We start from the raw sequence: 20,523 nt of genomic DNA, 5'->3' as shown, positions 1-20,523 counted from the left end.
GGCTTCTTTTTATCGACAAATCAGGATTTGATCAGCTTGCTGAGTGCGTCCAGCTCGCGCTGGGCGGCCAGCAATTTGGTCTGGGCCTCTTCCAGCTTGGCCTGCTTCTTGGCGATCTTGTCGGGCTTGCCCGTCACCCGGGCGTTCTGCAGCTCGACTAACCGCTCGTTGACCTGCTCCTTGAGCTCGGCCACCCGCTGCTGCTGCTCCTTGAACAGGCCCGCATCGGTGCAGTGGGTCTCGATATTGCGCAGGGCCCGCTCCAGCCCGGCCACCTGGTCCCCGTTGTCGTGCGCCTTGGCAATGGCCAGCTGCTCCTTGACGGCCTGCTGGCGCGCCTTGCAACCGACGGCCTCACTGCCATAGGCCTGACCGGCCAACAGCAGCATGCTCATTCCGATAACCTTCCACATAACGACCTCGTTCCCCTGTCATGTTTGATGGCCGCCTATCAGACCGTACTCGGCCGGCCGGGTCAAGGCGCAGGCAAACCGCTACGACAGAGTTTGTGCGACGTCACGCCAATGGTGGGCTGCTGGGTCTACAATGGCGACTTTCATGAGGAGTCTGTTATGAATCAAGAGATTGTCATCATCGCCAACGGCGCCCCCTATGGCAGCGAATCCCTGTTCAATGCCCTGCGCCTGGCCATCGCCCTGGGCGAACAGGGCGGTACCAGCCTGAAACTGTTTCTGATGTCCGATGCGGTCAGCGCCGCCCTGGCGGGCCAGGCCCCGGCCGAGGGCTACAACCTGCGCCAGATGCTGGAGATCCTGCTGGCCCAGAGGGTCAGCATCCGCCTTTGCAAGACTTGTACCGATGCCCGCGGCATCACGGCACTGCCGCTGATCGAGGGGATCGAGATCGGCACCCTGCCGCTGCTGGCCCAGTGGACTCTGGCCGCCCACAAGGTGCTCACCTTCTAGCACAAGGCAAAAATGGGCGCAGAGTTGATCTGTCACAACACTGCGCCATTTGAAAACCTGCTCCCGGCTGTTAATGTCTACACTGTCAATTACATAACAATGTGTGCGCCTTCATTTTTGCTCGGGAAACTGTCATGAACCCAACCGAACAGACGCTGCTGGAGCAGATGCGGATCACAGAGTTCGAAATCGCCCATCGCAAGGAGCTGCTGCTGCTGGACGAGCAGGATTTCCTCCTGCTCGCCAGCTATCGTCCCAAGATCGAGCCCCACATCGACGCCCTGGTCGACAAGTTCTACACCCTGCAGACCGGGATCACCGAGATTGCCCTGCTGATCGGCGACGCCGACACCCTGACCCGGCTGCGGGCGGCCCAGCGCCGCTACATTCTCGACCTGTTCAGCGGCCTGTATGACCTGGAGTACGTCAACAACCGGCTGCGGATCGGGCTGGTGCACAAGCGGATTGGGGTGGAACCCAAGCTCTACTTGGCCGCCATCAACACCCTGAAAGGGCTGCTCATCGAGGATATCTTCACCCAGATCCCCAGCGAGCAGGAGCGGGTCACCATGCTCACCGCCCTCGACAAGCTGTTCCTGTTCGACATCACCCTGGTGTTTGAGACCTATATCCGCAGCCTGGTGTCGGAGATCGAATCCTCCAAGGAGAAATCCGAGCTTTACGCCAAGGCGCTGGAGGAGAAGGTACGCGAACGCACCCAGCAGCTGGAGGAGATGAGCCGGACCGATGCCCTCACCGGCCTGCTCAGCGTGCGCCATCTGCAGGAGAACCTCACCCGCACCCTGCGCACCTGCCAGCGTCGCTCCGAGCCTGTGGTCATCGCCTACCTCGACATCAATGACTTCAAGCAGATCAACGACACCCAGGGCCATCAGCGCGGGGACGAGATCCTGCGCATCGTCGGCGACTGCATTCGCCAGGTGTCACGGGTGGAAGATAGCTGCTTCCGCTACGGCGGGGATGAATTCTGCCTGATCCTGCCCAACTGCAATGAGGATCAGGCCAGGGACGTCTTCCTGCCCCGTCTCAACAAGACACTGGCCGAACGGACCGGTGACGTGACCCTCAGCATAGGGCTGGTGCAGACCGGGCCGGTGCAGTTCGACGAGGGCAACAGCCTGATCCGGCTGGCGGACGAGCGCATGTATGCCGCCAAGAAGGCGATGAAACAGGTCGCCCAGAAAGGTACTCACTGACCCGGGTTGGCCCGGGCCAGCTCGGGGCGCGGAATGCGGGCGCCCCACTCATAGAGCAGGAAGGTCAGCAGGCAGAGCAGCGCCATCAACGCATAGAGCAGCTGCCCGTTCCACTGGGCAAGGATCCAGCCTCCCAGCATGGCGCCGATGGCGCCACCCAGCCCGGCCAGCGCGCCGGCCCCGAAGTAGCTCCCCTTCAGATGCGGGGGCGACATCTGATCGATCAGCACGTTGAGCAGCGGGAACAGTATGGTCTCCCCCACGCTCAACATCAGCACGGCACCGATCCAGTGCGACCACTGTTGCGGATCCCCCAGCGCAAACAGCACCTGAGCCCCCAGAAACAGGGTAATGCCGACCTGCAGGCGCACCTTGCCCGGCCAGCGGGCCAGCAGATGCAGCAGGGGAAACTGCAGCAGCACCACGGTCAGGGCATTGGTGGCTACCAGGATGGCGATGAGGCTCGCCACCTCCGGGGTCCCGGCCCGGGTCAGGTACTGCACCAGCGGTGAGTGGAACTGGGAATAGACCAGGTTCATCAGCAGGTTGGCCAGCACCAGCAGCAAGAAGCCCCGATCCCGCCACAGCACCTTGATGGCCACCCGCAAGCCCAGCTCGTTGCCACGGGTCGCCGCAACCCTCCCTTGCGCAAATCCCCAGAGGAAGGCAGCCCCCAGCAGCAGATAGCTGCCGCTGAGCAGCAGGAAGGTCTGCTGCTGGGCATTGATGCCCAGGGTCACCCCCAGCAAGGGGCCGAGGGCCGCCCCCAGGTTGAGCAGAAAGTAACGCAGGTGCAGCGCCAGCTCGCGGGCCTTGGCCGAAGCCAGGCTGTCGGCCATCAACGCCTTGCCGGGCGCATCGATGAGACCGGAGGAGAGGCCGCTGCCGAGCACCCCGAGTCCGAGCCAGAACACAGAGTGGGAAAAGCCGAGCAGACCATAGCAGAGCACGGAGACCAGGCAGCCCGCCAGCAGGATGTTGCGCCGCCCCAGCTTGTCGGAGAGCCAGCCACCATAGAAGCTGACCAGAGTGGAGATGGCGGCGGTCGCCCCCAGCATGGCGCCGATGGCGGTCGCCGAGAGACCATACTCCCGATAGAGCAAGATGGAGAGAAACGGCCAGACCATGTAATAGCTGGTGCGCACCATGAAAGTGCCCAGGATCACGGTCCAGACCAGGGGAGGAAACTGCCTGAGGAGGGCCCACGACATCACACTGCTCCTTGTTGCCCGTCGCGCGAGAAGCCTTTCGTTATAACAAGGGGCCTCAAGAGAGACAACATCAGGCCACAAATATAAAAAAAGCCGACCCTGAGGTCGGCTTTTTCACGGCTCGGCGACTTATTCGGCAGCCGGCTCTTCAACGGCAACGGCAGCCGGAGCGGCGGCAGCTTCGGTCGGGGCGTTCGCTTCCTTGATGGAGAGACGTACGCGGCCCTGACGGTCCACTTCCAGTACCTTCACCTTCACCACGTCACCGATCTTCAGGTAGTCGGCCACGTTCTGCACGCGTGCATCGGTGATCTGGGAGATGTGTACCAGACCGTCTTTGCCCGGCAGGATGTTGACGAAGGCGCCGAAGTCGGCCAGACGGACGACCTTGCCTTCGTAGATGCGGTTCACTTCGATCTCGGCGGTGATGGCCTCGATGCGGCGGATCGCTTCCTTGGCGGCGTCACCGTCAACGGCGGCGATGCGGACGGTACCGTCATCATCCAGCTCGATGTTGGTGCCGGTCTCTTCGGTCAGGGCGCGGATCACGGAACCACCCTTGCCGATGACGTCCTTGATCTTCTCCGGGTTGATCTTGATGGTGTGGATGCGCGGGGCGAAATCGGAGATCTCGGCACGCGGCGCCTGGATGGCTTCGTCCATCACTTTCAGGATGTGCAGGCGAGCACCACGAGCTTGCTTCAGTGCAATCTCCATGATCTCTTTGGTGATGCCTTCGATCTTGATGTCCATCTGCAGGGCGGTCACACCTTCGGTGGTACCGGCAACCTTGAAGTCCATGTCGCCCAGGTGATCTTCGTCACCCAGGATGTCGGACAGCACGACGAAACCTTCTTCTTCCTTCACCAGGCCCATGGCGATACCGGCGACGGAGGCCTTGATCGGCACACCGGCGTCCATCAGCGCCAGGGAGGAACCACAGACGGAGGCCATGGAGGAGGAGCCGTTGGATTCGGTGATTTCAGACACAACGCGCACCACGTACGGGAACTCGTCGGCGCTCGGCATCACGGCGGCAACGCCGCGCTTGGCCAGACGACCGTGACCGATTTCGCGGCGCTTCGGGCTGCCCATCATGCCGGTCTCACCGACGCAGTATGGCGGGAAGTTGTAGTGCAGCATGAAGCGATCGGCGCGGTTGCCGGTCAGCTCGTCGATGTTCTGGGCGTCACGCTCGGTACCCAGGGTTGCAACGACCATGGCCTGGGTTTCACCGCGGGTGAACAGGGCGGAGCCGTGGGCACGCGGCAGTACGCCGGTGGCGACGGACAGGGCGCGGATCATCTCAGGATCGCGACCATCGATACGCGGCTCGCCACGAACGACGCGACCACGGACGATGCGGCTTTCCAGGCTGTGGAACTCTTCGCCGATCTTCTTGGCATCTTCTTCCACGCCGGAAGCGATGACTTGTTCAACCACGCGAGCCTTGATGGCACCGATGGTTTCGTAACGCACGGCCTTCTCGGTGATGCGGTAGGCTTCACCCAGCTCGGCAGTCGCCAGCTCGGCAACCTTGGCTTTCAGCGCTTCGTTGACGGCAGGCGCAGTCCAGTTCCACGGCTTGGTGCCGACGTCGGCAGCGAATTCGTTGATGGCGTTGATGACGGCCTGCATCTGCTCGTGACCAAAGACCACGGCGCCCAGCATCACCTCTTCGGAGAGGATGGCCGCTTCGGATTCCACCATCAGCACCGCGTTGGCGGTACCGGCAACCACCAGATCCAGATCGCTCTGGGGCAGTTCGGTAGTGGTCGGGTTGAGCACGTACTGACCGTTCATGTAACCCACGCGGGCTGCACCGATCGGGCCGCCGAACGGGATGCCGGAGATGGCCAGCGCCGCGGAGGCACCGATCATGGCAACGATGTCGGGAGAGACGGCCGGGTTCACGGACATGACGGTGGCAACCACCTGAACCTCATTGAGGAAGCCTTCCGGGAACAGCGGACGAATAGGACGGTCGATCAGACGGGAGATCAGGGTCTCGCCTTCGCTCGGGCGACCTTCACGACGGAAGAAACCACCCGGGATACGACCAGCAGCATAGGTACGCTCCTGGTAGTTGACGGTCAGCGGGAAGAAATCACGGCCGTGATCGGCCTCTTTCTTGCCAACGACGGTCACAAATACGCAGGTATCGTCCATGCTGACCATGACGGCCGCAGTGGCTTGACGGGCCATCACACCGGTTTCCAGAGTGACGGTGTGTTGACCGTACTGGAATGACTTTACAATAGGATTCACGTGAATTTCCTTTTTACAATTTGGCGCTTTAAATTCGCGTGCAAGTATACTTGATTCGATGCAAAAGGTAAGCAGTGACACAAATTCTGTGAGGGCGGCAACAGCCTGACGTGCAATAAAAAAGGGGAACCCGGAGGTTCCCCTTTTTCGCGAAATCTGATGGTCGATTAACGACGCAGACCCAGCTTGGCGATCAGAGCAGCGTAACGCTGAACGTCTTTACGCTTCAGGTAGTCCAGCAGCTTACGACGCTGGGAAACCATGCGCAGCAGACCGCGACGACCGTGGTGATCCTTGGAGTGCTCCTTGAAGTGACCTTGCAGATGGTTGATCTGGGCAGTCAGCAGGGCAACTTGCACTTCGGGGGAGCCAGTGTCGTTGGCGCAACGAGCGTTGTCAGCAACGATTTGAGCTTTGATCTCAGCATTTAGAGACATGGTAATACTCCAGTAGAGTGTTTAAAGGTTCACAGCCAATCTCTAATTCAGCCGTGAAATGAGGGCGGTATCATAATCGTCCCCGCCCCTTTTCGCAACGATAAAGACGCGCAACGGGCAAGCAACCTGATACCGCCGGAGGATCACTCCTCGTCGTGGTAGCGCACCAGACGCTTGGGCGCGACGCGTCCCTCGTCGTCGATCTCGCCAACCCCGATGAATTCGCGCTCCGAGCCGACCGTCATGCGGACCTGGCCGCTCTGCGGGCTACCTGCCACCTGCACGGCCTGGCCCTGGTTCACATAGGCGGCCACGGCAGCCAGCATGTTCACCTCGGGCAGGGAAGCCACCGCGGTATCCATCGGCAGCAGCAGGGGATCCAGCTGCTCGCGCGGCGGAATGCTCTCGGCCTTGGCCTGCTCGAAGATGCACTCGAGCTGCTCCAGGGTCAGCATCCGCTCATAGGGGTAGCTGGCTACCTGGGTGCGGCGCAGCTGGGTGACGTGGGCGCCACAGCCCAGCACTTCCCCCAGATCGTCCACCAGGGAGCGAATGTAGGTACCCTTGCTGCAGTGCACTTCAAGTCGCACCTCATCCCCTTCAAAGCTCAGCAGTTTGAGCTCGAAGACGGTGATGGGACGGGCTTCACGCTCGATCTCGATGCCTTCACGGGCATATTCGTAGAGCGGACGGCCGTTGTGCTTGAGGGCCGAATACATGGACGGCACCTGCATGATGGGGCCGCGGAACTGGTCCAGCGCCTCGATCAGGGTACCCACGGCCACGTTCACCGGACGGGTGGAGACCACCTCGCCATCGGAGTCGCTGGTGTTGGTGCGCTCGCCCAGCTTGGCGGTCACCTCATAGCGCTTGTCCGCCTCCAGCAGATACTGGGAGAACTTGGTGGCCTCGCCGAGGCAGATCGGTAGCATGCCGGTTGCCAGCGGGTCCAGAGCACCGGTATGACCTGCCTTGGCGGCGTTGTAAATCCGTTTGACCTTCTGCAACACATCGTTGGAGGTCAGGCCGGTCGGCTTGTCCAGCAGCAGGATACCGTGTACGTCACGGCCCTTGAAACGACGTCTACGAGACATCTCAGGCTTTATCCTCAGTAGTGTCATCCGGCGCGGCTTCGTCTTCTTCACGACCGGATTCGGCCATGCGACGCTTGTCTTCGCGGATGGTGTTGGTCACCAGGTTGGAGAGGCGCATCCCCTCAACCAGGGTCTGATCATAGAAGAAGCGCAACTCGGGCACCACGCGCAGGCGCATGGCGCTGCCCAGCAGGCTGCGGATGTAGCCGGCGGCTTCGGTCAGCGCCTTGAGCCCTTCCTTGATGCGCTCGGCATCATTCTCCAGCTGCAAGAAGGTGACATACACCTTGGCGTAATTGAGGTCACGGGACACTTCCACATCGGAAACGGTCACCATGCCGATGCGCGGGTCTTTTACCTCGCGCTGCAGAATGAGCGCGATTTCGCGCTGGATCTGCTGTCCGACCCGACGGGTCCGGCTAAATTCTCTGGCCATATTCTATCCTGCGATAAAAGGGGGCCGCGGCCCCCTATTTAATCTGACTCTTGGCTTACAGAGTCCGTTGGATTTCAACGGTCTCGTAAACTTCGATCTGGTCGCCTTCGCGTACGTCGTTGTAGTTCTTGACCGCGATACCACACTCGTAGCCGTTCTTGACTTCGTTGACGTCATCCTTGAAGCGACGCAGGGATTCCAGCTCGCCTTCATAGATAACCACGTTGTCACGCAGAACGCGAATGCGGTTGGAACGCTTGACCACACCTTCGGTAACCATACAGCCGGCAACGGCGCCGAACTTCGGTGACTTGAAGACGCTGCGCACTTCGGCCAGACCGATGATTTCCTGACGGTACTCGGGGGCCAGCATGCCGCTCATGGCCTGCTTCACTTCGTCGATCAGGTCATAGATGACGGAGTAGTAACGCAGATCCAGGCTCTCGGCATCGATGACCTTGCGAGCAGAGGCATCGGCACGGACGTTGAAGCCCACCAGGATGGCGCTGGACGCGGCCGCCAGAGTGGCGTCGGTCTCGGTGATACCACCCACGCCGGAACCAACGATCTTCACCTTCACTTCGTCGGTGGAGAGCTTGACCAGCGCATCGCAGATCGCTTCCACGGAACCCTGTACGTCGGCCTTGATCACCACGTTCACTTCGGACACTTCGCCTTCGGTCATGTTGGCGAACATGTTCTCCAGCTTGGCCTTCTGCTGGCGAGCCAGCTTGACTTCGCGGAACTTGCCCTGACGATAGAGTGCCACTTCACGGGCCTTCTTCTCGTCACGCACGACGGTGGCTTCGTCACCGGCAGAGGGAACGCCGGACAGGCCGAGGATTTCCACCGGCAGGGACGGACCCGCTTCCTTGATCTCGCGACCCAGTTCGTCACGCATTGCACGGACACGGCCGTATTCGAGACCGCACAGTACGATGTCGCCCTGACGCAGGGTGCCTTCCTGTACCAGCACGGTGGCAACCGGACCACGGCCCTTGTCGAGGAAGGACTCGATCACGACGCCATTGGCCATGCCGTCAACCACGGCTTTCAGCTCCAGGACTTCAGCCTGGATCAGAATGGCTTCCAGCAGGTCGTCGATGCCTTCGCCAGACTTGGCGGAGACATGCACGAACTGGCAGTCACCACCCCAGTCTTCGGACATGACGTTGTAGCGGGCCAGCTCGGTCTTGACGCGATCCGGATCCGCTTCCGGCTTGTCGATCTTGTTGACCGCAACAACCAGCGGCACACCGGCAGCCTTGGCGTGCTGGATGGCTTCGATGGTCTGCGGCATCACGCCGTCGTCTGCTGCAACGACCAGCACCACGATGTCGGTTGCCTTGGCACCACGAGCACGCATGGAGGTAAACGCCGCGTGACCCGGGGTATCCAGGAAGGTGATCATGCCGCTGTCGGTCTGTACGTGGTACGCACCGATGTGCTGGGTAATACCACCGGCTTCACCGGCAGCCACCTTAGCTTTACGGATGTAGTCCAGCAGCGAGGTCTTGCCGTGGTCAACGTGACCCATGATGGTCACGACCGGCGCGCGCGGCTTGGCTTCGGAGGTCTCGTCACGATCGGACAGCACCGCCTCTTCCAGCTCGTTCTCACGACGCAGCACCACCTTGTGACCCATCTCCTCGGCGACCAGCTGAGCGGTCTCCTGGTCGATCACCTGGTTGATGGTAGCCATGGCACCCATCTTCATCATCACCTTGATGACTTCAACACCCTTGACGGCCATCTTGTTGGCGAGCTCTGCCACAGTGATGGTCTCGCCGATGATGACGTCACGGTTGACGGCGGCAGCCGGCTTGTTGAAGCCGTGCTTCATCGCGTTCGGGGTAGCCACCTTGCCACGCTTGCCCTTGCGAGCGCGCGGGTCACGGGAGTTGCGGTCGTTGCGATCGTCGTCGCGGCGACCGGCCTTCTTCGGCCCCTTGGCAGCAGCAGCGGTACGGCGGCTGGTCTCTTCCTTGCGATCCAGCTCGTCTTCAGCAGCCTGGGCGTGCTTGGAGGTGGTCACATGGTAATCGCTGCTCTCTTTGGCGCGAGCGGCTTCTTCTTCAGCCCAGCGGGCTGCGTTCTGTTCCGCCATGACGCGAGCCTCTTCGGCTTTCTTGGCGGCGAGTTCTTCAGCCTTTTGCAAAGCTGTTTGTTCCTGTTGGCGCTTCAGTTCTTCTGCTTCGCGCTTGGCCATCTTTTCTGCCTCTTGCTGAGCTGTGCTACTGGCTGCTTTGGCGGGCTGTTGAGCCTGTCGAGCCTTTTGTTGTGCCTCGATCCGCGCCTTTTCCTCAGCTTCACGACGAGCCTGCTCAGCCTCACGGCGAGCCTTCTCTTCAGCATCGAGACGAGCCTTCTCTTCGGCTTCGCGACGAGCTTTTTCTTCTGCTTCCAAACGCGCTTTTTCCTCGGCTTCCGCCTGACGCTGTTCATCTTCCAGCGCCGAGCGTCTTACATAGGTGCGAGACTTGCGCACTTCTACCTGCACTTCCTTGTTCTTGCCGCCAGTCCCCTGAACACTGATGGTGCTCTTGGTCTTGCGTTGCAAGGTCATGCGGGCAGGTGCGGCGACCTCGTCACCTCCATGCTGTTTCTTCAGGTGAGTCAGCAGAGTCTGTTTCTCAGACTCGCTGACCATGTCGTCGGCCTTGCTCTTGCTGATACCGGCATCGACAAACTGCTGGAGAAGACGATCAACCGGTGTGTCGATGTCAGTGGCAAGTTGTTTGACTGATACTTCTGCCATTCATTTTCCTCCGTTTGATCTTAACTAGACTGCTCTTCTCCGAACCAACAGATATTGCGAGCAGCCATAATCAGCTCACCGGCCTTCTCGGCGGTCAGCCCTTCGATATCAGCAAGGTCATCGATGCCTTGCTCTGCCAAATCTTCCAGGGTACCGATGCCGCGAGCGGCCAGGGCGTACGCCATTTCACGACCGAGGCCGTTCAGATTGAGCAGTTCTTCGGAAGGTTCAACACCTTCAAAGGATTCTTCTTTGGCCAGCGCCTTGGTGGTCAGGGCGTCTTTGGCACGCTTGCGAAGCTCTTCGACCATGTCTTCATCCAGACCGTCGATGGCCAGCAGCTCGTTGACCGGTACGAAGGCGATCTCTTCCAGGGTGGAGAAGCCCTCTTCCATCAGCAGGCCGGCGAAATCGTCATCGATGTCGAGAGTGCTGGTGAACAGGTTCATGATGCGGTCGTTTTCGGCCTGGTGCTTGGCACGCATGTCCTCAACGGTCATCACGTTCAGTTCCCAACCGGTCAGCTGGGAGGCCAGACGCACGTTCTGACCGTTGCGGCCGATGGCCTGAGCCAGGTTGGCGGCTTCCACGGCGATGTCCATGGTGTGGTTGTCTTCATCGACGATGATGGAGGCCACATCGGCCGGCGCCATGGCGTTGATCACGTACTGGGCCGGGTTGTCATCGTACAGCACGATGTCGGCGCGCTCGCCGCTCAGCTCGGCGGAGACCGCCTGAACGCGGGCACCGCGCATGCCGATACAGGCACCGATCGGGTCGATGCGGCGATCGTTGGTCTTCACCGCGATCTTGGCGCGGGAACCCGGATCACGGGCGGCGCCCATGATTTCGATCATCTCTTCGCCGATTTCCGGCACTTCGATGCGGAACAGCTCTTTCAGGAAGTCCGGGCTGGAGCGGCTGACGAACAGCTGGGAACCACGGGCTTCCGGACGCACAGCGTAAAGCAGACCACGGATGCGGTCGCCCGGACGGAAGGTCTCGCGCGGCAGCATGTCGTCACGGAAGATCACGGCCTCGGCGTTGCTGCCCAGATCCAGGATCACGTTGTCGCGGTTGCTCTTCTTGACCACGCCACTGATGATGGTGCCTTCTTTGTCCTTGAACTGGTCAACGACTTGTGAACGCTCGGCTTCGCGCACTTTCTGCACGATGACCTGCTTGGCGGTCTGGGTGGTGATGCGGTCGAAGGTGACGGAGTCGATCTGATCTTCAACATATTCACCGATCTGGATGTCCGGCTGCTCGATCTGCGCCGCTTCCAGGGTGATCTCGGCGTAGGGGTTCTCCATGGCGGCCTGATCCGCGATGACGACCCAGCGGCGATAGGTGTCGTAGTCGCCGGTCTTGCGATCGATCTCTACCCGAACTTCGATCTCGCCTTCATATTTTTTCTTGGTCGCCGTCGCCAGTGCGGTTTCCAGAGCCTGGAAAATCTTCTCGCGGGGAACCGCCTTCTCGTTGGACACTGCGTCAACGACCAGCAAAATCTCTTTATTCATATCCGATAGCCTCGTTAACCAAAGTTCGGCACTATGTTCGCTTTTTGGATATTGGTGAAAGCCAACACTTCGTCCTTACCATCTACCGTCAGAGTGATCATGTCGCCCTGCACGGCTTTGATTACGCCTTTGAACTTGCGGCGGTTGTTTGTTGCCATCCGAAGCGAAACCGCCGCCTCTTGGCCAACGTATTTTTCGAACTGGGCAACCTTGAACAGGGGGCGATCCAGACCCGGGGAGGACACCTCGAGGTAATACTCCTCGGTGATGGGATCCTCGACGTCCATGATGGCGCCAACCTGATGGCTGACTTCTGCACAGTTCTCGACGCTCACGCCATGCTCGCCGTCGATGTAGACGCGCAAGGTGGAGTGTTTACCCGCACGGATAAACTCGATACCCCACAGTTCAAAACCCAAGGCAACGACAGGAGCCTCGAGCAGATCGGTCAAACGTTGTTCCAACGTAGCCAAAGTCACCCTCCGAAAAACAAAAAAAGGGCATAAAGCCCAGATAGAAATAGATTCAGAGTAAATTGCACATAACAAAAAGCCCCGATGTCAAATCGGGGCTTGGCGCTTTACCCTGATTGTCGCCTCGCAGCGACCGCCTTCCTGAGCGTAGGAAATGCGTGAAATTTGGTTGCGGGGGCCGGATTTGAACCGACGACCTTCGGGTTATGAGCCCGACGAGCTACCATGCTGCTCCACCCCGCGTCCGAAATCGTGCGAGATTATAGCCACTTCACTCTCATCACACAAGACTGACTGGCTATAACACACCTGGTCACCCAGGCTTACTGCTTAATTGGTGCCGTGGGCGGGACTCGAACCCGCACACCCTAGAGCACTACCCCCTCAAGATAGCGTGTCTACCAATTCCACCACCACGGCAAAACTCTTACTCGGGAACGTCAGTGTCTTTCTTTACTGGCGCTTTGCTCTGCTCAACCTGTTGGGTCTGTTGCAGATTTTCCCATTCACTACCCTGTTTGACCTTGTTGCTGGACATAGAGCCAAGCACCAGGCTAATCAAAAAGAACAGAGTAGCCAAAATCGCTGTTGTGCGGGTCAGGAAACTGCCTGAACCACCGGAGCCGAATACGGTATTCGATGCCCCTGCGCCGAAGGAGGCGCCCATGTCAGCCCCTTTACCTTGCTGAATCATCACCAGACCAATCAGAGCCAGTGATACCAGCAGATAAACGACCAAAAGAATCTCGTACATTTAACTTGCACCCTTTGCCGCTTCAACAATTCCCAAAAACGTCTGGTCATCGAGACTTGCTCCACCAATCAGGCCGCCGTCAACGTCGGGCTGGGCAAACAACTCTCTCGCATTGGCCGGTGTCACGCTCCCACCATAGATGATTCTGACTTTCTCACCTATGACCGGAGTATCCTCCGCCAAGCGACCACGTATAAAGGAATGAACCTCTTGTGCCTGCTCGGGTGTGGCGCATTTACCTGTACCTACAGCCCAAATCGGCTCGTAGGCGATGATAGCATTATCGAAAGCCATCGCGCCATTTTTCTCTATGACGATATCCAGCTCTTCGGCAATCACCTCGAAGGTTCTTCTCGCCTGCCTTGCCGCACCCGACTCGCCCAAACAGAGGATTGGAACAAGCCCTGCCGACCTGGCCGCCGCAAACTTCTCTGCGACGATAAAACTGGTCTCACCAAAGAGACGCCTGCGCTCGGAGTGCCCTACCAATACGTATCGACACCCTGCCTCGACCAGCATCTGACACGAGACTTCACCCGTGTAAGCGCCCTGTCTGTGCTGACTCACATTCTGAGCCCCCAACTTCATCGCCCTCTGCTCCCCGAGCAGAGCGGCCGTGAAGTCGAGATGCACATGGGATGGACACAAGACCACGTCTACCTGCTCACCAATGCCTTTCAGGCATTGACCGGCAAACTGCTCTAACTGCGACCTACTACCGTGTAACTTCCAGTTGGCTGCTACAAACGGCTTGCGATGTCCCATCGGCAACTCCCTTGCGAAAGCGGGGCTGATAATATCCAGAGGATTGTCAGCTGACAAGCGCTATTTTTAAATTTTTGAATCGTTTGAACAAGATACAACCAGGGCGGCTAAAAAGCCGCCCCATTTGTTCATTAAAACGCCGATTCAACCTGTTGTGCAATGCGTTGTGCCATATCGCGCACCTGTTGCTCGTGCTCCCCCTCCACCATCACGCGGATCAGGGGTTCAGTGCCGGACTTGCGCAGCAGCACACGGCCACGACCGGCCAGCTCCTGTTCCACCCTGGCCACTTCCTGCTGTACGGCGTCAGCCGCCAGCGGATCCTTGCCTTCGGCAAAGCGCACGTTGACCAGCACCTGCGGGAACTTGTTCATGCCGGAGCGCAGCTTGGCCAGCGGCATCTCCGCGGTACAGATGGCGGTCAGCACCTGCAGGGCGGCGACGATGCCATCCCCGGTGGTGGTCTGATCCAGGCAGATGATGTGACCGGAGTTCTCGCCACCGATGCGCCAGCCCTTCTCGTTCATCATCTCCAGCACATAGCGGTCACCCACCTTGGCGCGGGCGAACGGAATGCCCAGGGTCTGCAATGCCAGCTCCAGCCCCATGTTGGCCATCAGGGTGCCGACAACACCGCCCTTGAGGCGACCGTTACGCAGGGCATCGCGGGCGATGATGTAGAGGATCTCGTCACCGTCGATGATGTAGCCGGTGTGATCCACCATCACCAAGCGATCGCCATCGCCGTCGAAGGCGACACCGAGATCAGCCTTGCACTCCAGCACCTTGGCGGCCAGTGCCTCCGGGGCGGTCGAGCCGACGCCGTCATTGATGTTGAGACCATCCGGGCTGCAGCCGATGGCGATCACCTCGGCTCCCAGCTCGCGGAAAACGGAAGGCGCGATGTGATAGGTGGCACCATGGCCGCAATCCACCACCATTTTCAGCCCTTCCAGACTCAGATTGGAGGGGAAGGTGCTCTTGCAGAATTCGATGTAACGACCGGCGGCATCGTCGATACGCAGCGCCTTGCCAAGCTCGGCGGACTCCACGCACTTCAGTTCGTGATCCAGCTCGGCTTCGATGGCCAGCTCGACCTCGTCAGGCAGCTTGGTGCCATCGGCGGAGAAAAACTTGATGCCGTTGTCGTAATAGGGGTTATGGGAAGCACTGATGACGATGCCTGCCTCGGCACGGAAGGTGCGGGTCAGGTAGGCAACGGCCGGGGTGGGCATGGGGCCCATCAGGATGGCCTTGAGACCGGCGGCGGAAAGACCCGCTTCCAGCGCCGACTCCAGCATGTAGCCAGAAATGCGGGTATCCTTGCCGATCAGCACCTTGCGGGTACCCTTCTTGGAGAGCACCTTGCCCGCGGCCCAGCCCAGTTTCATTACGAAATCCGGAGTGATCGGGTATTCACCCACCTTGCCGCGTACACCGTCGGTGCCAAAATACTTTCTTGCCATTGTCTGTTCTCGTTTTTTTATTTGGATATGAAATCTTGTCCCGTCATGACCATCCAGCCGGTGCGCAGAGCATCCATGGTCGCTCGCACGTCGTGCACCCGGATGATCCGGGCACCACGCTGCATCCCGATAAGGGCACAGGCCAGGCTGCCGGCCAGCCGTTCATCAACCGGGCGACCGAGCAGGTTGCCTATCATAGACTTTCGCGACATCCCGACCAAGAGCGGAAGCTGGTAATCGAGCAATGACTCCTGCTGTGCCAGCAGCTGATAGTTGTGCGCAAGGGTCTTGCCAAAACCGTAGCCAGGGTCCAGCAGCAGCTGTTCACGAGCGATGCCGGCCGTCAAGCAGGCGGCGATCCGCTCGTCAAAGAAGGCTCTCACCTCCCCCAACAGATCATCGTAATGGGGCTCGGCCTGCATGGTTCTCGGTTGCCCCTGCATGTGCATCAAACACACGGGGACGTCGGCAGCGGCGGCCGCAGCCAGTGCCCCAGGTTCGAGCAGGGCTCGTACATCGTTGATAAGATGGGCCCCCGCCGCGCAGCCCTCCCGCATGACCGCCGCCTTGGATGTGTCGAGGGAGATCATCACGTCGAGCTCACGCACCATGTGCTCCACCACGGGAAGGATCCTGTCCAGCTCTTCCTGCTCGCTCACGTCGGGCGCGCCGGGACGGGTCGACTCGCCACCGATGTCGATGAGGGTTGCCCCTTCCGCCACCATCTGGCGCGCATGGGTCATCGCACGCTCCAGCTGGTTGAAATGGCCGCCGTCGGAGAAGGAGTCCGGCGTCACGTTGAGGATCCCCATGACGTGGGGACGTTCGAGGGAGAGGCTGAGCCCCTTGCTGATTAGCTGCATCTTCACTTCCATGGACATAAAGAAAAACCCCGGGGCCAGCCCGGGGTTTGTATCATCACGACTTATTTGGCAGGCAGGTCGTTGGCCTTGTCGATATCGACATCGGCAACCTGTTCCGCCTCGGTCACGGTCGGCTTGGACTCGGGTGCCACAGTCGCACCACCCTGCGGGGTATCGCCGTGCTCGTCATGCCAGTTGCTGGGAGCACGCACTTCGCGACGAGCCATCAGATCATCGATCTGCTTGGCATCGATGGTTTCGTACTTCATCAGCGCATCTTTCATGCTGTGCAGCACGTCCATGTTATCCAGCAGGATCTGCTTGGCACGGTCGTAGTTGCGGTCGATCACCTGCTTGACCTCGGCATCGATAATGCGGGCAGTGTCATCGGACATGTGCTTGGCCTTGGCCATGCTGCGGCCGAGGAACACCTCGCCATCTTCTTCCGCGTAGAGCATGGGGCCGAGACGTTCGGACATGCCCCACTGGGTCACCATCTTGCGGGCGATGTCGGTGGCACGCTCGATGTCATTGGATGCACCGGTCGATACCTTCTCGGCACCGTAGATCAGCTCTTCCGCCAGACGGCCACCGTACAGGCTGGAGATCATGGACTCCAGATGTTGCTTGGAGTGGCTCCAGCGATCCTGTTCCGGCAGGTACATGGTCACACCCAGCGCACGGCCGCGCGGAATGATGGAGACCTTGTAGACAGGGTCATGATCCGGTACCACACGACCAATGATGGCGTGACCCGCTTCATGATAAGCAGTCATCTCCTTCTCGGACTCTTTCATCACCATGGAGCGACGTTCTGCGCCCATCATGATCTTGTCCTTCGCCTTCTCGAACTCGGCCATGGACACCACGCGGCGGCTTTCACGTGCGGAGAACAGAGCGGCTTCGTTGACCAGGTTGGCCAGATCGGCACCGGAGAAACCAGGAGTACCGCGGGCAATCAGCGCCGGGTTGACGTCATCCGCCAACGGCACCTTGCGCATATGCACCTTGAGGATCTGCTCGCGGCCACGCACATCCGGCAGACCGACCACGACCTGACGGTCGAAACGGCCCGGACGCAGCAAGGCAGGATCCAATACGTCAGGACGGTTGGTAGCGGCGATGACGATGATGCCTTCATTGCCCTCAAAGCCGTCCATCTCGACCAGCATCTGGTTCAAAGTCTGCTCGCGTTCATCGTGACCACCGCCCAGACCGGCGCCACGCTGGCGACCGACGGCGTCAATCTCATCGATGAAGATGATGCAGGGGGAGGATTTCTTGGCCTGCTCGAACATGTCGCGTACCCGGGAAGCACCCACACCCACGAACATCTCGACGAAATCGGAACCCGAAATGGTGAAGAAAGGCACCTTGGCCTCACCCGCAATGGCCTTGGCCAGCAGGGTCTTACCGGTACCGGGAGGACCTACCAGCAGTACGCCGGTCGGGATCTTGCCGCCCAGTTTCTGGAATTTACTCGGGTCGCGCAGATAGTCGACCAGCTCCTTGACCTCTTCCTTGGCCTCATCGCAACCGGCTACGTCAGCGAAAGTGGTCTTGATCTGATCCTCACTCATCAGGCGAGCCTTGCTCTTGCCAAACGACATGGCACCTTTGCCACCGCCGCCCTGCATCTGACGCATGAAGAAGACCCAGACACCGATCAGCAACAGCATCGGGAACCAGGAGATAAAGATGGAGGTGATCAGAGACGGCTCTTCCGGCTTCTCGCCCATCACTTTGACATTGTGATTGAGCATGTCGTTGAGCAGCTGGGGATCCGGCGCCGGAATGATGGTGGTGAAGCGTTCACCGGTGCGCTTGACGCCATTAATGACCTTACCATCCATCCGTACTTCACGGATCTGCTCTTGGGTCACTTCTTTAACGAAGCTGGAATAGTCCAGCTGGCGACTGGTGGTATCGCTGGGGCTGAAGCTATTGAACACCGACATCAACACGACGGCGATGACCAGCCACAGGATTAGGTTTTTCGCCATGTCACTCAAATCAGTAACCTCGCAGACTGACAGTTAACGATGAAGGTTAGGGTACTACAGTTTAAAACCGGTAGCCACAATGTAGACTTCTCGTGAACGGGCACGAGACGAGTCTGGTTTACGAATCTTGACAGCAGAGAAAAGCTTACGGATTTCATTGAGATAGATGTCAAACCCCTCCCCCTGGAATACCTTGACCACGAAACTGCCGTTGGAACGCAGGACCTGATTGCACATGTCCAGCGCCAGTTCGACCAGATACATGGAACGGGCCTGATCCACCTGCTGGGTGCCGCTCATGTTGGGTGCCATGTCGGACATGACAACGTCAACCTTGTCCGGACCGACCCGCTCAAGCAGAGCTCCCAGTACAGTTTCCTCCCGAAAGTCTCCCTGCAGGAAATCGACACCGGCGATGGAATCCATCGGCAGAATATCGCAGGCGATCACCCGGCCCTTGTCACCGACCTGATCGATGGCAAACTGGGACCATCCACCGGGGGCCGCCCCCAGGTCCACCACCGTCATGCCGGGCTTGAGCAGTTTGTCCTTGCCCTGGATTTCGTCGATCTTGAACACGGCACGGGAACGCAGCCCCAACTTCTGGGCTTTCTTGACGTATTGATCGTCAAAATGCTCTTTTAACCAGCGGGTTGAACTGGGGGAATGTTTTTTCTGGGTCATGATTGTCGACTTTAAAAAACCACAAGGGTTATTAGTATTAAGGGCTAAGTGGGGGTAGAATACGCCCCTTTCAACCCTGACTTATGAAGAAATTGCCATGATTCTCAACAATAAACAGAAACAGTACCTCAAGGGCCTTGCCCACAGTCTGAAGCCGGTCGTCCTGCTGGGACAACACGGTCTGACCGAAGGTGTGCTGGCCGAGGTCGATCTGGCGCTCAACCACCACGAGCTGATCAAGGTTAAGGTTTCGTCTGAAGATCGTGAGATGAAACAGCTGGTTATGGATGCCATCGTCCGTGAAACCGGCGCGGTGAAAGTACAGAGCATCGGCCACGTGCTGACCATCTACCGTCAGGCCAACGAGCCGAAAATCCAACTGCCCCGCAAGTAACAGGAAAGAGCATCGCTCTTTCCTCTCATTTTCTCTCTTCCCAAGTCGCTTGCCAAAGTAGTCGCCAGGCCCTTAACCTGCGATGAATACTCGTGGAAACCCGCTATGGATCACCATCAGATTCTCACCGAAGATGAACTGGCCATGCTACGGGACTTGGGAAACGATCAGGAGACGGCCGCCGGACACCCCCTGAGCGGTTATCTCGCCACTCCCCTGCTTGGCCTGTTGCAACGCGCCGACCAGCTGGTGCTGGAAGCCCGCTTCGCCGGACACCAGCTCCGCTTCCCGCTGCGTTTCACTCAGGGCGATGACGGCTTCGTCGAACCACGCATCGCAGCCCCCGTCATCAAGGAGCTGGGTTACCCCCATCCGCGCACCTGGCGGCTGGATGAACAGGCCCGCTTCCAGATGGGAGAAGAGGACTACCTGGTGCACAGCCTGTCGCTGGACGGGCTGGTGGTGGAAGGCTTGCCGGCCGAGCTGGCCATGGATACCACGCTGGCAGGCACCCTGCTGATCGAAGGTCTCCCTCCTCTGCCCCTCAGCGCAGAGCCGGTCAGGCGGATCCACCGTCGCAACGGCATACAGGGCTGGGCACTGCACTTCCAGATGGCCAGAGAGGATCTTGAACAACTGCGCGGATGGATGTTTCAGCGCCATCAGGACGCCTTCACCCAGGCTTATCAGCCCCGCTGAATACAAACAGGGGAGCCGGGCTCCCCTGTTGCTGGCTGGTCGCTACCTCAGAGGTAGGCGACTTCCAGGATCTCGTACTCCACGTCGCCGGACGGCGTCTTGACGATGGCGACATCGTCCACTTCCTTGCCGATCAGGGCGCGGGCAATGGGCGAATTCACGGAGATCATGTTCTGCTTGATGTCCGCCTCGTCGTCACCCACGATGCGGTAGACCACCTCTTCTTCCGTCTCGCTCTTGAGCAGCGTCACGGTCGCCCCGAAGATGATGCGACCATTGTTGGTCATCTTGGTGACGTCGATCACCTGAGCGTTGGAGAGCTTGCTCTCAATTTCCTGGATACGGCCTTCACAGAAGCCTTGCTGCTCGCGGGCAGCATGATATTCGGCGTTTTCTTTCAGATCACCATGTTCACGGGCATCTGCAATCGCTTCGATAATCTGCGGACGAAGCTCGGTCTTGAGATATTCGAGCTCTTCACGCAGCTTTTCAGCGCCGCGAACAGTCATCGGAGTATGATTCATAGTCGAAACCTGGGTTGCTTGAAAAGAG

The 20,523-nt window shown here is 59.3% G+C and carries 20 protein-coding genes and 2 tRNA genes; 4 read left to right on the top strand and 18 right to left on the bottom strand.

The genetic code is table 11. From position 1 onward, the window contains the following. Positions 1–20: 20 nt before the first annotated feature. Positions 21–395: a DUF1090 domain-containing protein gene (locus tag ACB031_RS05525; RefSeq protein ID WP_010633120.1), complete on the bottom strand. Its 375-nt coding sequence runs from the start codon at positions 393–395 to the stop codon at positions 21–23. Positions 396–572: 177 nt separating this feature from the next. Here ACB031_RS05525 and ACB031_RS05520 point away from each other — a divergent pair, with 177 nt between their 5' ends. Both ACB031_RS05520 and ACB031_RS05515 read left to right on the top strand, forming a co-directional pair. Beyond that, entirely contained in the window at positions 573–926 is a 354-nt protein-coding gene (locus ACB031_RS05520) for a DsrE/DsrF/TusD sulfur relay family protein (protein WP_336288824.1), read from the top strand. Between the two features lie 134 nt (positions 927–1,060). Beyond that, positions 1,061–2,143, top strand: coding sequence for a protoglobin domain-containing protein (locus tag ACB031_RS05515; protein WP_010633118.1), 1,083 nt, complete (start codon positions 1,061–1,063; stop codon positions 2,141–2,143). Here ACB031_RS05515 and ACB031_RS05510 read toward each other — a convergent pair. The 16 genes from ACB031_RS05510 to rlmE form a co-directional block, all read right to left on the bottom strand. Then, positions 2,137–3,354 carry an MFS transporter gene (locus ACB031_RS05510; protein ID WP_260753089.1) on the bottom strand — a complete coding sequence of 406 codons (1,218 nt, stop codon included), beginning with the start codon at positions 3,352–3,354 and terminating at the stop codon, positions 2,137–2,139. The two genes, ACB031_RS05515 and ACB031_RS05510, sit on opposite strands and share 7 nt — an antisense overlap. Before the next feature lie 129 nt (positions 3,355–3,483). Further along, positions 3,484–5,622 (bottom strand): polyribonucleotide nucleotidyltransferase, encoded by a 2,139-nt coding sequence (gene pnp / locus ACB031_RS05505; RefSeq protein WP_005298164.1) that lies wholly within the window; start codon positions 5,620–5,622, stop codon positions 3,484–3,486. Positions 5,623–5,789: 167 nt separating this feature from the next. Further along, positions 5,790–6,059, bottom strand: coding sequence for a 30S ribosomal protein S15 (gene rpsO, locus ACB031_RS05500; RefSeq protein ID WP_005298162.1), 270 nt, complete (start codon positions 6,057–6,059; stop codon positions 5,790–5,792). Between the two features lie 143 nt (positions 6,060–6,202). Continuing rightward, positions 6,203–7,153 (bottom strand): tRNA pseudouridine(55) synthase TruB, encoded by a 951-nt coding sequence (gene truB / locus ACB031_RS05495; RefSeq protein WP_201970679.1) that lies wholly within the window; start codon positions 7,151–7,153, stop codon positions 6,203–6,205. Position 7,154: 1 nt separating this feature from the next. Further along, positions 7,155–7,589, bottom strand: coding sequence for a 30S ribosome-binding factor RbfA (rbfA, locus tag ACB031_RS05490; RefSeq protein ID WP_005298154.1), 435 nt, complete (start codon positions 7,587–7,589; stop codon positions 7,155–7,157). Between the two features lie 55 nt (positions 7,590–7,644). Continuing rightward, positions 7,645–10,347, bottom strand: coding sequence for a translation initiation factor IF-2 (infB, locus tag ACB031_RS05485; RefSeq protein WP_005298153.1), 2,703 nt, complete (start codon positions 10,345–10,347; stop codon positions 7,645–7,647). 20 nt (positions 10,348–10,367) lie between these two features. Further along, positions 10,368–11,870 carry a transcription termination factor NusA gene (gene nusA / locus ACB031_RS05480; RefSeq protein WP_005298150.1) on the bottom strand — a complete coding sequence of 501 codons (1,503 nt, stop codon included), beginning with the start codon at positions 11,868–11,870 and terminating at the stop codon, positions 10,368–10,370. 14 nt (positions 11,871–11,884) lie between these two features. Further along, positions 11,885–12,343, bottom strand: coding sequence for a ribosome maturation factor RimP (rimP, locus tag ACB031_RS05475; protein ID WP_005298148.1), 459 nt, complete (start codon positions 12,341–12,343; stop codon positions 11,885–11,887). A gap of 166 nt (positions 12,344–12,509) precedes the next feature. Further along, a tRNA-Met gene (locus ACB031_RS05470) sits at positions 12,510–12,586 on the bottom strand. Between the two features lie 92 nt (positions 12,587–12,678). Next, positions 12,679–12,763 (bottom strand) — tRNA-Leu (locus tag ACB031_RS05465). A gap of 7 nt (positions 12,764–12,770) precedes the next feature. Continuing rightward, positions 12,771–13,097, bottom strand: coding sequence for a preprotein translocase subunit SecG (gene secG / locus ACB031_RS05460; RefSeq protein ID WP_010633113.1), 327 nt, complete (start codon positions 13,095–13,097; stop codon positions 12,771–12,773). Then, a complete protein-coding gene (tpiA, locus tag ACB031_RS05455; protein ID WP_268009492.1) occupies positions 13,098–13,862 on the bottom strand; it encodes a triose-phosphate isomerase in 765 nt (254 codons plus the stop codon). Positions 13,863–13,993: 131 nt separating this feature from the next. After that, on the bottom strand, positions 13,994–15,328 hold the full coding sequence (gene glmM / locus ACB031_RS05450) for a phosphoglucosamine mutase (protein WP_005298142.1): 1,335 nt from the start codon (positions 15,326–15,328) through the stop codon (positions 13,994–13,996). A 17-nt stretch (positions 15,329–15,345) separates the two neighbouring features. After that, positions 15,346–16,191: a dihydropteroate synthase gene (gene folP / locus ACB031_RS05445; protein ID WP_010633111.1), complete on the bottom strand. Its 846-nt coding sequence runs from the start codon at positions 16,189–16,191 to the stop codon at positions 15,346–15,348. Between the two features lie 62 nt (positions 16,192–16,253). Then, positions 16,254–18,203, bottom strand: a complete 1,950-nt coding sequence (gene ftsH, locus ACB031_RS05440; RefSeq protein WP_010633110.1) for an ATP-dependent zinc metalloprotease FtsH — start codon at positions 18,201–18,203, stop codon at positions 16,254–16,256. A 45-nt stretch (positions 18,204–18,248) separates the two neighbouring features. After that, positions 18,249–18,878: a 23S rRNA (uridine(2552)-2'-O)-methyltransferase RlmE gene (gene rlmE, locus ACB031_RS05435; RefSeq protein ID WP_005298136.1), complete on the bottom strand. Its 630-nt coding sequence runs from the start codon at positions 18,876–18,878 to the stop codon at positions 18,249–18,251. Positions 18,879–18,975: 97 nt separating this feature from the next. Between rlmE and yhbY the strand changes: the two genes are divergently transcribed. Both yhbY and ACB031_RS05425 read left to right on the top strand, forming a co-directional pair. After that, positions 18,976–19,272, top strand: coding sequence for a ribosome assembly RNA-binding protein YhbY (gene yhbY / locus ACB031_RS05430; protein ID WP_371139170.1), 297 nt, complete (start codon positions 18,976–18,978; stop codon positions 19,270–19,272). A gap of 105 nt (positions 19,273–19,377) precedes the next feature. Next, the gene (locus ACB031_RS05425) at positions 19,378–19,971 is read left to right on the top strand and encodes a PilZ domain-containing protein (protein ID WP_371139169.1); all 594 of its coding nucleotides are present in this window, start codon (positions 19,378–19,380) and stop codon (positions 19,969–19,971) included. A gap of 47 nt (positions 19,972–20,018) precedes the next feature. On the opposite strand, the gene greA is transcribed toward ACB031_RS05425, so the two are convergent. Continuing rightward, positions 20,019–20,495, bottom strand: coding sequence for a transcription elongation factor GreA (greA, locus tag ACB031_RS05420; protein ID WP_005298120.1), 477 nt, complete (start codon positions 20,493–20,495; stop codon positions 20,019–20,021). Between the last annotated feature and the right edge of the window lie 28 nt (positions 20,496–20,523).

The organism is Aeromonas sp. S8(2024) (assembly GCF_041403085.1).
GTDB classification, from domain to species: Bacteria; Pseudomonadota; Gammaproteobacteria; order Enterobacterales; family Aeromonadaceae; genus Aeromonas; species Aeromonas dhakensis.
The sequence above is the reverse complement of the archived record's forward strand: the minus strand, read 5'-3'. Positions and strand labels throughout refer to the sequence as shown.